Here is a 13,421-nt window from a genome sequence, read left to right as displayed (position 1 = left end):
GCCGTCCCCCCTTTCCACATTGTGATGCGCAATGCGGATGTGATGATCGGACACATGACCGAACAGGGGGACGGCGCCGACTCGGAGGCGCGATTGCCGAGGTCACGGCTGTACGACTACGTGGACCTGACCCGAACCGACCAGCGGGACCCGACCGGACCGGAGACACCCGAGGGCACGGGTTTGCCCGAGCACGCAGCAGCCGTCATCGATGCTCCGGACGAAGCCGAGCGCAGGCGCCGGGAGTTCGCGGTGCTACTGGGCACGTTCCGCCGCACGGCGGTGCTGGTGCCGGTGGACGAGGACGCCGCGCCCCTGACGGGCGACTACGGCGGCATCCGCTGGATCTGCGCGTTCTCCAACGAGACGGCCCTGGCACGCTTCGCGCTCGCGCGCGGCGAGGGCGACCGGGAGTGGGCGTACCAGAGGTGGCTGGGAGCCCGGTTGCTGGACGCCGGTGTGCCGGCCGTAGGGGTGCCGTGCGGGGTGGCCCTGGATGTGGGGTCCGAAGGTGAGGGCGCGTTGTTCCCGCCGGTGCGCGGGATCGTGCCGGACAAGGCGGCGGTCGACGTCGCCGCGAGGACGGGGGACGTGAAGTGACCGGCGGTGGTAGCGGCCCGGACCTGAAGGCGGAAGGACTGGCGTCGATCGCCAAGGGCCTGACCGATGCCTTGGATGAGCTGAAGGACCTCGGCACGATCGGCGATGCCGAGGTCGGGCGCGGCTTCGATGAGGTCGCCCTGTCCGGGCTGGAGTTGGGGCACGAGGGGCTGACCGGCGCGTTCAAGTCGTTCTGCGACCGCTGGGAGTGGGGTGTGCGGGCGCTGCTCATCGAGGGCAACAACTTCGCGCACGACATCGGTCTGGCGGCCGGCACGTACTACGAGACCGATCAGTACGTCAGCGGCACGTTGAAGGTCGGTGCGAACTCGCTGGTGGGCAACCCGCACGCGTCCGAGGAGGACGTGGAGAAGATGAGCTGGGGCCAGTGGGCCGACAGCACGGCGGACGCCTACACCCACCCCGACTACAGCGAGAAGTCCTTCGACAAGGCGTGGGAGAACAGCAAGCAGGGCTGGATGAACAGCGGGCGGGACTTCATGCACTCGCAGGCCGCCGAGAACATGGGCGTCAGGCCCAGCGGTGTCCCGGACGCCGAGTGGAACAAACTCACCGACAAGGCCTTTCCCGCCTCGCCGCAGGGCGGTGAGGGCTGATGGAATTCGGCAAGATCGCCAACGCGGTCGCGGGCGGCGCCGAGCACCTCTACGACCAGGGCAAGAAGAAGCTCGGTGAGGGCGTCGACTACGTCACCGACGAGGTCGGCAAGGGCCTGGACCACGTCGGGCTGCACGACTGGGCGAACGCGGTCGAGGACTGGGGCGACGGACTGGCCTCCGACCTGGGCGCCACCCCGGGCGAGAAGCAACTCGGCCAGAGCGACGACGCGAGCCAACTCCTCCACGGCAGCCCCGCCAGTATCCGCGACAGCGCCAAGCACCTGCGGGACTTCCACGACGCCTTCGACAAGGTCAGCCAGGGCCTGAAGAAGGTCGACTCCTCCGGCTGGCAGGGGGAGGGCGGCGACGCCTTCCGCAAGAAGTTCGACGTCCACCCCATCAAGTGGGCGCAAGCGGCCGAGGCCTGCCACACGGCGTCGGCCGCCCTGGAGTCGTACGCCGACACCGTCCAGTGGGCCCAGGGCCAGGCCAAGGAAGCCATCGCTCTCTACGACAAGGGCGTGAAGGCGTCCAAGGACGGGGCCGCCGCCTACAACAAGAAGGTCGACGCCTACAACGCCAAGGTGAAAGCGGGTCAGGACCCGGGCGCCAAGCCGGAACCGTTCCACGACCCGGGCAAGGCCGACATCACCGAGGCCGTACACAAACTCGCCGGGGCCCGCAAGCAGCGCAACACCGCCGCCACCGAAGCCCAGGGCAAGGTGAAGGCGGCCCTCGCCCATGCCCCCGCCGAGCTCCCGGCGTTCCAACGCCTGAGTGCAAACTACATGGACCGCATGATGTCCGCGGGCACCGAACTCATGCACATGGGCGGGGGCCTGATCAAGGGCACGGCCGGCCTGATCAGCTTCGTCCGCAGCATCGACCCCACCGACCCGTACAACGTCACACACCCCGCCGAGTACCTCCAGGGCCTCAGCATGACCCTGTCCGGCCTGGTCTCTACGGGCTTGAACCCCGATCGCACCCTGACAGACATGTGGGACCAGGCCCGCAAGGACCCCTCCGAGTTCGAAGGCCGCGCGCTCTCCCAGTTCTTCGTCGGTGACGGCGTCGGAATGGAGGTCGGCCTGGCACGGGACGCAGCCGGGGCGGGCTTGGTGCGCCAGGCGGCGGAGGGGGCCGCTGAGCAGGGGCTGCGTAAAACCGCTCGGGACGCGGTGGACAAGGGCGCCGAGGACGTCTCACGCCGGACGGTCGAGAAGGTCTGTGAGAAGGACCCCGTCGACGTCGCGACCGGCCGGATGGTGCTGCCGCAAACCGATGTCTCCCTCCCCGGCCTGTTGCCCCTGGTCGTCAAGCGCCAGTTCGAGTCGTCGTACCGGCTCGGAGGCTGGTTCGGCCCGACCTGGTCCTCCACCCTCGACCAGCGCCTGGAGATCGACACAGAGGGCGTCGTCTTCGTAGGCGAGGACGGCCTGACGCTCGCCTACCCGCACCCGGCACCGGGCGTCCCGACCCTGCCCTCCCACGGTCCGCGCTGGCCGCTGGACCGAGTGGACGACGGGTACACGCTGACCAGCCCGGAGTCCGGTCAGGTACGGCACTTCGCAGCTCGCTCCGATGACCTGGCGGTGCTGGAACAGGTCGACGACCGCAACGGCAACTGGATCACGTTCGAGTACGACACCCATGGCACACCCGTTGCCCTCACCCACAGCGGCGGCTACCGCCTGCTGCTGTCGACCGCCGACGGCCGGGTCACCGCACTGCACCTGGCGGCTGCAGCACCGGACGGCCGCGACCAGGAGTTGATCCGCTACGGCTACACCGACGGCCACCTCACCGAGGTCTTCAACTCCTCCGGCCGCCCGACCACCTTCGGCTACGACGGCCAAGGCCGCATCACCTCCTGGACGGACACCAACGACAGCCACTTCACGTACGCCTACGACGACGAGGACCGCTGCACCCACCAGTCCGGCGCGGCCGGCCACCTGCGCTCGGCCTTCACCTACGGGCCGGTGGATCCGGACACCGGTGAGCACACCACGACCATCACCGACTCACACGGCCACACCACCTGCTACCTGATCAACCGGCGTTGCCAGGTGATCGCCGAGACGGATGCCGTGGGCGCGACCACCCACTACGTCCGCGACCGCTACAACCGCCTGCTCTCCACGACGGACCCGCTGGGCCACACGACGACGTTCCGCTATGACGACGAGGGCAACCTCACGTCGGTCATCCGCCCGGACGGCCGCGAGTCGAGAGCGGAGTACAACGACCTGGGCCTGCCGGTGAAGGTGGTGAACCCGGACGGCACGCTGATCCGCCAGACGTACGACGAACGGGGCAACCGCACCTCGGTGACGGACCCGGCGGGCCAGACGACCCGATTCGCGTACAACACGGCGGGCCACCTGACGTCGCTGACGGACCCGCTGGGCAACACGACCACGGTCGTCTGCGACCGCGCCGGCCTCCTGATCGAGGTGACCGATCCACTGGGTGCACGCACCGGATACGAGCGGGACGCCCTGGGCCGCCCCCTCGCGATTACGGACCCCACGGACGCCACGACACGCCTGGAATGGTCGACCGAGGGCCACCTGACCCGCCGCACGGCCGCCGACGGTACGACGGAGACGTGGACGTACGACGGCGAGGGCAACTGCACAAGCCACACCGACCCGCTCGGCGGTGTCTCCCGCTTCGAATACACCCACTTCGACCTGCTGGCGGCGCGCACCGGCCCGGACGGCGTCCGCTACGAGTTCGCCCACGACACGGAACTCCGCCTGACCGAGGTCACCAACCCGCAGGGCCTGACGTGGACGTACGAGTACGACCCGGCCGGCCGCCTGGTGACGGAGAAGGACTTCGACGACCGCACACTGACGTACGAGTACGACGCCGCTGGTCGCCTTGCCAGCCGCCGGAACGCTCTCGGCGAGACCGTCTCCTTCGAGCGCAACGAACTCGGTCAGGTGCTCCGCAAGGACGCGGCAGGCCAGGTCACGACCTACGCGTACGACTTCACGGACCAGCTGGCCCAGGCGACGGGCCCGGACGGCACAACGCTTACGTTGCTGCGCGACCGCCACGGCCGCCTGCACTCGGAGACGGTCAACGGCCGCACGCTGACGTACACCTACGACACCCTGGGCCGCCGCACCGGCCGCACCACTCCAACGGGCGCCACGACGACGTGGTCGTACGACGCCGCAGGCCGCCGCACAGGAATGGTGGCCTCAGGCCGAGCGATCGACTTCACGTACGACGAAGCAGGCCGTGAACTGACCCGCCACATAGGCGGAACGATCGCCCTGCAGCACACCTTCGACGCGCTGGGCCGCCTGACCGCCCAGTCGGTGACCGGCGCGGAGGGCCGCACGGTCCAACACAGGACATACACCTACCGAGCCGACGGCAACGTGATCGGCATAGCCGACCACCTCTCCGGCACCCGCCGCTTCGACCTGGACGCGACAGGCCGGGTGACAGCGGTCCACGCGGCGAACTGGACGGAGCGCTACGCCTACGACGAGGCAGGCAACCAGACCCAGGCGTCCTGGCCGTCGGACCACCCCGGTGCGGAGGCCACCGGCCCCCGCACCTACACCGGCACCCGCATCACCCGAGCCGGCAACGTCCGCTACGAACACGACGCACTGGGCCGCATCACCCTCCGCCAGAAAACCCGCCTGTCTCGGAAGCCGGACACCTGGCGCTACGAGTGGGACACCGAGGACCGCCTGACCTCCGTGACCACGCCGGACGGCACCCGCTGGCGCTACACCTACGACCCCCTGGGCCGCCGCACGGCGAAACTCCGCCTCGCTGCGGACGGCGAAACGGTCGTGGAGCGGGTGGACTTCACCTGGGACGGCACCACCCTCTGCGAACAGACCACTACGTCCCCGGACCTCCCCAACCCGGTCATCCTTACCTGGGACCACCAAGACCTACGCCCCCTGGCCCAAACGGAACGCATCACCGCAGCCGACGCGGCCCAAGAGGAGATCGACTGCCGCTTCTTCGCCATCGTGACCGACCTAGTCGGCACCCCGAACGAACTCATCGACGAGCAGGGCGAAATAGCCTGGCACGCCCGAAGCACTCTCTGGGGCACAACGGCGTGGGCAACAAACAGCACCACCTACACACCCCTACGCTTCCCAGGCCAGTACTACGACCCCGAGACCGGCCTTCACTACAACTACTTCCGCCACTACGATCCAGAAACCGCCCGCTATCTCTCTCCCGACCCTCTCGGCCTGACACCGGCTCCGAATCCAAGCACATATGTCGAGAACCCACATGCATGGATCGATCCGCTGGGCCTCGCTGGCTGCGGTGGCAAGGATGAGCCCGGCTCCTCCGGGAACCAGGGCTCCCATGACTGGTCCGGTCCCGGGCTCAGAACCCCGTCAGAAGCAGGAATCAACCCGAATGATGCAAAGCGAATTCAGAACGCAGCGGACAAAACAGGGCAGCCAATCATTGTAGTGGGTAGCCGGGCGGGCGGGACAGCTCATGCTGCGTCAGACTGGGATTACATCCTGTCAGGACCTTCCAGGGTCCGACACAGTGTCAAAAATTCACTGCCGAGAGGATGGGCAGACGGCGATGTCGGAGGGCGCGGCCGAGACTTCTGGCAGACCTATAATCCGAATAGGCCCGACTACGCCGCTTTGGACAGAGATAAGCCATACGTTGTATTTGAGCCCCGAGGACGGTGATTTCATTGAGAGAGTCTTCACAGATAATTAACGAGACCGCCCAGGGTATTCGCAGCCTGGGCGAGGCCGTGGATTGGTTTTCCTCACTCGATCCGATCGAACAAAAAGAGGTACTCCACGAATTGGTCCGCTTCTCAATGCAAGCACACGCAACCACAGAGGATGCGGAAAAGGGCCTAGTGCGATCAGGTGTACGGCCCACCATGACCCCAGCCGTTTTGATCGTACGAGAGCCAATCCTTGAACAAATGGGAAAAATTATAAATCTCCCACACAGTGAGAGCTTGAAGTCGTTCCGCGTTCTGCTTTCCACATTCACTGTCGCCGATGAACGCCGAAGAAGAACGGAATGTCGAGGGGAATGCAGTCACGCGTGGCACCAGCTTCTACGAGGCGATGGGCACGAACCCCATTTTGGCAAGTGAGAGTGGGCGTCGAGACCCAGAGGCGAGAGTCATGCCACGCAAGTCGCGCACCGAATTGATTCAAATCGCTCAAGAGGTCATCAATGCCACCTTCCCGGAAGAGGAAGAGGATCGCCTCCTGGAAGAATTCAAGAAAAGCGTATCCCATCCGCGAGTGTCAGATATCATCTACCACTCCGAGCCTCCGTTGACGGCTGAAGAAGTAGTGGAACAGGCTCTCGCCTATCGACCTATCGAACTCTAGCTAGAAAGGTGGCGATGATAGCCGCGCGGCGCTCAGCCGATGAGCGCAGCCTTCCATGCCAGCTGGACGAAACGTGGCATGGATGGGTACGAGTCACAGGGACAGGCCAGCCGGACGGAAAGAGGCAGGCCAGGCGGAGCTTGTTGGGCGGTCGGGTAGGGCTGATGGCTGGACGGGACGGGACCGCCACCCCGCTCATCCCGCGGCCCTCTCCCCCCTCTCGTCACACAAAGATGCCGCCAGAAGAGCGATTGGCAGATTTGAGCCACGCTCCCAGGCCCATCCCCGCCTCCACCCCCGGGCTGGCTCCGCCATGTGGCCCAAATCTGCCAATCGTCCCCTGCTGCGGAGTCTCGACTCCGAGGCGCGCGCCGCGACCGCGCCCCCATCGCCCCGGCCTCCTGGCCAACCGGCGGCTACGGCCCGCTCGCCGCCAAGCCACCACGGCGCACGTACCACCGCACCCATCCACCGACCCCGCAGCCGCTGAACCCACCCGGCATCCCTGCGAGGCGCGACCGCGCCCCTCACCGACGCCGCGCACGCAGCCGGCCCAGGGGACCGGTACCGGTCAGGGCCACGCCCTTCCGGGCCCAACGGCCACCTGCTTACTCCGGCTCGAACAACCCCATCGCGTCCATGGCATGCACGGCTCGCTGGGCCCACACTTCCAGCTGGGCCAGGTCCGTGCAGGCCATCACCCGCTCCCGGACGGCATCGGGAACGGAGATTCCGCGCCACTCCAGGATGCGGAGCGTCATCTCCTGACGGTCCTGAATCCGGCCCTCCTCCCTTACCTGCTCCGCCAGCGGGTGTCGCCAGAAGTACTGGATCGCCGTCATCAAATCCCTCCACATCTGCTTTGCCTGGGGGTCGGCCAGGCAGGAGTCGACGAATTGCACGAAGACTGCGGCACTGTCGGGGTCGATGGTCCGCAGGGCGGCGGCCAGGGATTCCAGTATGGCCGGAGCCTGCGGGCCACGCCCGTGTGTCATGGCCGAGAGCACCGCAAGGGGGACGTCCCGTTCGGCCTGCCGCTCGTCCGCGATCACCGGCACGTTGTCCGGGCCGAGCACGAGGGGCCGTACCGTCAGCGAGTGCCAGTCCCGGAAGCCGAAGCGGATGGGACGCGAGGCCCACTGGGCCGTCTTGCTGCTCTGCGTGATGACGATGAGCACCGGCTCGCAGCGATACTTCTCGTACAGGTAGCTCAGGTAGTACGGCCAGCTGCCCCGCTTGCGCTCGTCCACCTTCCCCTGCGACTCCACCACCAGCAGATACGTGCCCTCGTCCGTCTCCGCCCGCAGCAGCGTGTCCACCCGGCGCTCGACCGGTTCGATCTCGGTGAGGTCCACGTTCAGCGCCGCGATCTCCCTCGGTTCGGGAAACGGCACGTGGAGCACCTTCTGTAACGCCTTCGTCAGCAGCGTCGGATCCTTCTGGAAGATCCGGTGCAGCGCCTCATGCGACGAGCCGACCATCAACTCTCCTTTCCATCGCCGTGATCAACGAGCTACGCCGCCGCAAGTTCGCACCACACGTACTTGCCCCGGTCCCCGAACCTCGCCGTGGGCTGCCACCCCCAGTACTCAGCACAGGCCTTCACCAGCCCCAGTCCCCGACCGTCCTCCCACTCCAGCTCCGCCACCTGCCCCAGCGGACGCGGCGGGTCCGGCGGCGCCGGGTCGCTGTCCCACGCCCCGATCCACACCATGCCCTCCGCCGTACGGCGGACCCTGAGCGCAGCCAGCCCCTTGGTATGCCGCACGGCGTTCGACACAAGCTCCGTCGCCAGCAGTTCAGCGGTGTCCACCAGGCCGATCAGACCGTGCAGGGTGAGGATCAGGTGCAGGGTGCGGCGGCACACCGTCACCGCTCTGAGGTCGTTGGGAATGTAGAGGGTGTAGTCCCAGGTGTCGTTGTCGTTTTCGGGCATGCGTCATCAACTCCGTTCGACGAGAGAGATTGGGCGCGCGGTGGCCTGCCGCAGCCGTCATGGCAGGACGGAGCGGTGCGCTTCCGCTGCGTGTGCAGTACGTCACCGACGGTAGATCTAAATCTAGGGACGCGGCAAGCTGATCGCGTAATCTGACGCCGAACGAGTTGCGCCAACGGGCGTGGGAGGAGGGCCAGTCGATGGTGAAGAGGCGAGAACCAACGGCACGCCAGATGCGCCTGGCAACTGAACTGCGCCGACTCCGTGAGGCGGCGGGGCTCAACTCCCGCCAGGCAGCCGCGCTCCTCGGCGTGGCCCCCGCCCAGATCACCCATATCGAGTCGGCCCTCGCAGGCGTCAGCGAGCAGCGACTCCGTCGCCTCGCCTCTCACTACGCTTGCACCGATGAGGAGTTCATCGACGCCTTGGTCGCGATGGCCACCGACCGGGCACACGGCTGGTGGGAAGAGTTCCGGGGTTCGTTGCCCAACTCGTTCCTGGACTTGGCCGAACTGGACCACCACGCCACGTTCCTCCGCGAGGTGGCCATCCTGTATGTGCCTGGCCTGCTGCAGACGGAAGACTATGCCCGCGCTGTCTTCTCCGCCCGCGTGCCCGAACTGACCCATGAGGAGCTGGAGTTGCGCGTCCAGCACCGCATGAGGCGGCAGCAGCTCGCCGTCCCGTACGAGCTGGTTATCCACGAGGCGGCCCTACGCATCAGAGTCAGCGACCGTGCCGCCTCCCGGGCCCAACTTGGCAAGTTGCTGGAACGCTCCGAATCGGACGACGTCACCGTACGGGTCATCCCCTTCGACCTGGACGGCTTCGCAAGAGCCGCCAGCTCCATGACGTACGCCGGTGGCTCTGTTCCCAAGCTGGACACGGTCGTGCGTGACGTACCCCACGGCTCGGCCTTCATCGACTCCGAAGCGCAGCTCAGCGCCTTTCGAACGCGTTTCCGTAAGGTGGAGGCCGTATCGCTCGACCCTGACCGGTCGCGCGACTTCATCCACAAGCTGGCGCAAGAGCTGTGAGGCATCCCATGGACAGCCCCGACAACTGGCGGAAGTCGTCTTACTCGGGCCCCGACGACGGCAACAACTGCGTGGAAATAGCCACCACCCCCACCCACACAGCCATCCGCGACTCCAAGGACCCGGCCATCGGCACCCTCGCCGTCCCGGCCGGGTCCTTCACCCTCTTCATCGAGGCTCTGAAGAAGACGCCGTAACGCGCAGACCGCGGCTGCCTCCTACCGCAGCAACACCCCCGCCCCTTCCACCACCTCCCCCGAAGGCACCGCCACCAGCCCCAGCTCCGCCGCGGAGGCCAGCAGGCGGTGGGCCGGGAGGATGCGGACCGTGTAGCCGTAGGGGCCGGTGCGGTCCAGGGACAGGGGGCCCTCGTAGAGCAGGCGGCCCTCCAGGTCGGGGGCCCCGGTCGGCTTCAGGGGGACCACCGTCGCGTCCGTGATGCGGTCCTCCGCGTCGACCCGGCCGGACACCGCCTGCACCTCGACGTCGTCGGGGCTCAGGTCGCCCAGGCCGACCCGGACCCTGAGGCCCACCGTCGTGCCCAGCTCCGCCGTGGCCGTCGTCGCCGTCGCCTCCACGTGGTCCACGCTCACCCCGGGCCAGGCCGCCCGGACCCGCGCCTTCCAGGCGGCCAGATCGCTCGCGGTGTCCGGGGTCAGCGCCCTGTGCGCCTGCGCTGCGGGGACGTAGAGGCGGTCGACGTACTCGCGGACCATGCGGCCGGCCAGCACCTTGGGCCCGAGCAGGCCGAGGGTCTGGCGGACCATCTGGATCCAGCGGTCGGGGAGGCCTCCCCGGCCCCGCTCGTAGAAGCGCGGGGTCACGCGCTGCTCCAGCAAGTCGTACAGCGCTGCCGCCTCGATGTCGTCGCGGCGGTCCGCGTCCATGCCGGTGCCGTCCGCCGTCGGGATGGCCCAGCCGAAGTCCGGCTGGAACCATTCGTCCCACCAGCCGTCGAGGACGGAGAGGTTCAGGCAGCCGTTGAGGGCCGCCTTCATGCCCGAAGTGCCGCAGGCCTCCAGGGGGCGGAGGGGGTTGTTCAGCCAGATGTCACAGCCGGGGTAGAGCTTCTGCGCCATCGCCATGCCGTAGTCGGGGAGGAAGACGATGCGGTGGCGGACCCGTGGGTCGTCGGTGAAGCGGACCAGTTCCTGGACGAGGCGCTTGCCGCTGTCGTCGGCCGGGTGGGCCTTGCCCGCGACCACGATCTGCACCGGCCGGTCCGCATGCAGGAGCAGCTCCATCAGACGGTCGCGGTCCCGGAGCATCAGGGTCAGGCGTTTGTACGACGGGACGCGCCGTGCGAAGCCGATCGTCAGGACGTCCGGGTCCAGCACCCCCTCGATCCAGCCCAACTCAGCGTCCCCGGCACCCCGTTGGCGCCATGACACCCGCAGCCGCTCCCGCACCTCCAGCACCAGCTGCTCGCGGAGCGCCCGGCGCAGCTCCCAGATTTCGTCGTCCCCGACGTCCGCGACGGAGTCCCAGCGCTCGGACGCGCCGACGGTCAGCGCCTCCTCGGCCCGCTCCGAACCGACCTGCCGGGCACCGAGCCGCAGCACCTCCGGGGCGACCCAGGTCGGCGCGTGCACCCCGTTGGTCACGGAGGTGATCGGCACCTCGTCGGGGTCGAATCCCGGCCACAGGCCAGCGAACATCTCCCTGCTGACCTGTCCGTGCAGCAGCGACACCCCGTTCGCCCGCTGGGCCAGCCTGAGGCCCATCACGGCCATGTTGAAGAGGTTGGGCTCGCCGCCGGGGTACGTCTCCATGCCCAGGCGCAGGACGCGGTCCACCTCGATGCCGGGGAGCTCGGCGTCCGGCCCGAAGTGCCGGGCGACCAGTTCCCGGTCGAAGCGGTCGATGCCGGCCGGGACGGGGGTGTGGGTGGTGAAGACGGTGCCGCCGCGCACCGCCTCCAGAGCAGAATCGAAGTCCAGGCCCTGTTCGCACAGTTCGGCGATCCGCTCCAGGCCGAGGAAGCCCGCGTGGCCCTCGTTGGTGTGGAACACCTCCGGCTCGGGGTGCCCGGTGAGGCGGCAGTATGTCCGTACCGCCCGGACGCCTCCTATGCCGAGCAGCATCTCCTGCAGCAGCCGGTGCTCGCTGCCGCCGCCGTAGAGCCGGTCGGTCACCCCGCGTTCGCCGAGGTCGTTGTCCTCCACGTCCGAGTCGAGCAGCAACAGCGGCACCCTGCCCACCTGGGCCAGCCAGATCCGGGCGTGCAGGGCCTTGCCGCCGGGCAGTGCGAGCGAGACCTGCGCCGGGGTGCCGTCGGCCTCCTTCAGCCGGGTGAGCGGCAGTTCGTTGGGGTCGAGCACCGGGTAGTGCTCCTGCTGCCAGCCGTCCCGGGACAGGGACTGCCGGAAGTAGCCGTGCCGGTACAGCAACCCGACCCCGATCAGGGGTACGCCGAGATCGCTGGCCGCCTTCAGATGGTCCCCTGCCAGGATGCCGAGACCACCGGAGTACTGGGGCAGCGCGGCCGTGATGCCGAACTCGGGGGAGAAATAGGCCACCGCGGCGGGCAGGCCGTCGGCCTGTGCCTGGTACCAGCGGTCGCCGGTCAGATAGTCGTCCAGGTCGTCGGCGGCCGCCCCGAGACGGCGCAGGAAGCGCCGGTCGCCCGCCAGTTCGGCGAGCCGCGCAGGCCGCACCCGGCCCAGTGTCCGCACCGGGTCGCCCCCGGCCGCGGCCCAGGCCTCGGGGTCGACGGACTGGAACAGATCGCGCGTTTCCGCATGCCAGGACCAGCGCAGATTCCGCGCCAGGTCGCTCAGCGGCCGGAGGGGTTCGGGGAGAACGGGACGGACGGTGAACCGACGGATCGCCTTCACATGCCACCTCGGGCGCGTCACGGGGTGAGACGCACCGCGCTGTGCGTCTCGTCGTCAGTCTCGACGGTAGTGGTTACCCGGGCGTCGGTGGGGACGCGCCCGGTGGGGGTGTCGGGGCGTGCGGAAGCGGTCACCGGGCACCCGGAAGAAGGAGGCCGGTCTTATGGGTGGACATACGCGTGAGTAGTTAACAAGTATCCGGATTGCCCACCCGAACCGGGTGGGAAGGCTCCTGCGGTACACACCCCACAGGCGTCACCCAGCACCTCCGCAGGACCCACCTCCTCACGTCCATCCGCCCACACCCACGTTGACGCGGACAGGAGCGGCCATGCCCGCCACGCACCATTCGTCAGCACCCTTGAACAGCGGCAAGCTCACGGCAGCGGCAAAGAAGGCCTCGAAGAAGCCAACGCGCAAGAAGGCGGTGAAACCAGTCAGGGAGACCACCCTCGGCCGCATCCCCGTCCTCGACGTACGCCCCGTGGTCCAGCAGGGGCGCAGGCCGGCCAAAGCGGTGACCGGAGAGTCGTTCGAGGTGTCCGCCACCGTCTTCCGGGAAGGACATGACGCCGTCGCAGCGAACGTGGTGCTGCGCGACCCGGCAGGCCGGCCCGGACCGTGGACGCCGATGCGCGAACTCGCCCCGGGAACCGACCGCTGGGGCGCCACCGTCACCGCGGGTGAACCGGGCCGCTGGACGTACACGGTGGAGGCATGGTCCGATCCCCTCTCGACCTGGCGGCACACCGCCCGGATCAAGATCCCGGCCGGCATCGACACGGAGCTCGTCCTGGAGGAGGGTGCCCGCCTGTACGAGCGGGCAGCCGCCGGAGTCCCGGACGAGGCGCGACCGGTGGTGCTGGACGTCGTAGCGGCCCTGCGTGACGAGGACCGCCCCGCCGCCTGGCGTCTCGCGGCGGCTCTGTCCCCGGAGGTGGACGCGCTGCTGGCCCGCTGGCCGCTGCGGGAGCTGGTCACCGCCTCGGAGTCGCTGCCGCTGCTGGTGGAGC

The 13,421-nt window shown here is 68.3% G+C and carries 11 protein-coding genes; 8 read left to right on the top strand and 3 right to left on the bottom strand.

Annotated elements, in window-relative coordinates; translation table 11 throughout:
* The first annotated feature begins 54 nt into the window (after positions 1-54).
* From ABZ624_RS20900 to ABZ624_RS20880, 5 genes are read left to right on the top strand one after another with little or no spacing between them, the layout of a single operon-like run.
* Positions 55-600, top strand: coding sequence for a hypothetical protein (locus ABZ624_RS20900; RefSeq protein WP_360090777.1), 546 nt, complete (start codon positions 55-57; stop codon positions 598-600).
* A complete protein-coding gene (locus tag ABZ624_RS20895; RefSeq protein ID WP_360090774.1) occupies positions 597-1,217 on the top strand; it encodes a hypothetical protein in 621 nt (206 codons plus the stop codon). The genes ABZ624_RS20900 and ABZ624_RS20895 overlap by 4 nt, the downstream gene beginning before the upstream one ends.
* Positions 1,217-5,929, top strand: a complete 4,713-nt coding sequence (locus ABZ624_RS20890) for a putative T7SS-secreted protein (protein WP_360090771.1) — start codon at positions 1,217-1,219, stop codon at positions 5,927-5,929. The genes ABZ624_RS20895 and ABZ624_RS20890 overlap by 1 nt, the downstream gene beginning before the upstream one ends.
* Positions 5,926-6,354, top strand: coding sequence for a DUF5958 family protein (locus ABZ624_RS20885; protein ID WP_360090768.1), 429 nt, complete (start codon positions 5,926-5,928; stop codon positions 6,352-6,354). Before ABZ624_RS20890 ends, ABZ624_RS20885 begins: the two co-directional genes overlap by 4 nt.
* The gene (locus tag ABZ624_RS20880) at positions 6,257-6,598 is read left to right on the top strand and encodes a bacteriocin immunity protein (RefSeq protein WP_360090765.1); all 342 of its coding nucleotides are present in this window, start codon (positions 6,257-6,259) and stop codon (positions 6,596-6,598) included. Before ABZ624_RS20885 ends, ABZ624_RS20880 begins: the two co-directional genes overlap by 98 nt.
* A gap of 608 nt (positions 6,599-7,206) precedes the next feature.
* Here ABZ624_RS20880 and ABZ624_RS20875 read toward each other — a convergent pair.
* Together ABZ624_RS20875 and ABZ624_RS20870 are read right to left on the bottom strand one after the other, a co-directional pair.
* Positions 7,207-8,079 carry a hypothetical protein gene (locus tag ABZ624_RS20875; protein ID WP_360090763.1) on the bottom strand — a complete coding sequence of 291 codons (873 nt, stop codon included), beginning with the start codon at positions 8,077-8,079 and terminating at the stop codon, positions 7,207-7,209.
* A 32-nt stretch (positions 8,080-8,111) separates the two neighbouring features.
* The gene (locus tag ABZ624_RS20870; protein ID WP_360090760.1) at positions 8,112-8,534 is read right to left on the bottom strand and encodes an ATP-binding protein; all 423 of its coding nucleotides are present in this window, start codon (positions 8,532-8,534) and stop codon (positions 8,112-8,114) included.
* A 200-nt stretch (positions 8,535-8,734) separates the two neighbouring features.
* On the opposite strand from ABZ624_RS20870, the gene ABZ624_RS20865 reads away from it, so the two are divergent.
* Both ABZ624_RS20865 and ABZ624_RS20860 read left to right on the top strand, forming a co-directional pair.
* Positions 8,735-9,571, top strand: coding sequence for a helix-turn-helix transcriptional regulator (locus ABZ624_RS20865; protein WP_360091256.1), 837 nt, complete (start codon positions 8,735-8,737; stop codon positions 9,569-9,571).
* 8 nt (positions 9,572-9,579) lie between these two features.
* Positions 9,580-9,768 (top strand): DUF397 domain-containing protein, encoded by a 189-nt coding sequence (locus tag ABZ624_RS20860; RefSeq protein ID WP_360090757.1) that lies wholly within the window; start codon positions 9,580-9,582, stop codon positions 9,766-9,768.
* 21 nt (positions 9,769-9,789) lie between these two features.
* Here ABZ624_RS20860 and ABZ624_RS20855 read toward each other — a convergent pair whose 3' ends face one another.
* Positions 9,790-12,408: a glycosyltransferase family 1 protein gene (locus tag ABZ624_RS20855; RefSeq protein ID WP_360090754.1), complete on the bottom strand. Its 2,619-nt coding sequence runs from the start codon at positions 12,406-12,408 to the stop codon at positions 9,790-9,792.
* Positions 12,409-12,739: 331 nt separating this feature from the next.
* On the opposite strand from ABZ624_RS20855, the gene ABZ624_RS20850 reads away from it, so the two are divergent.
* A partial coding sequence (locus ABZ624_RS20850; protein WP_360090751.1) for a maltotransferase domain-containing protein occupies positions 12,740-13,421 on the top strand: 682 nt, incomplete at its 3' end.

This window comes from Streptomyces sp. NPDC007205, from assembly GCF_040634095.1.
In the GTDB taxonomy this organism is placed as follows: Bacteria; Actinomycetota; Actinomycetes; order Streptomycetales; family Streptomycetaceae; genus Streptomyces.
This window is presented reverse-complemented; position numbering and strand designations above follow the sequence as displayed.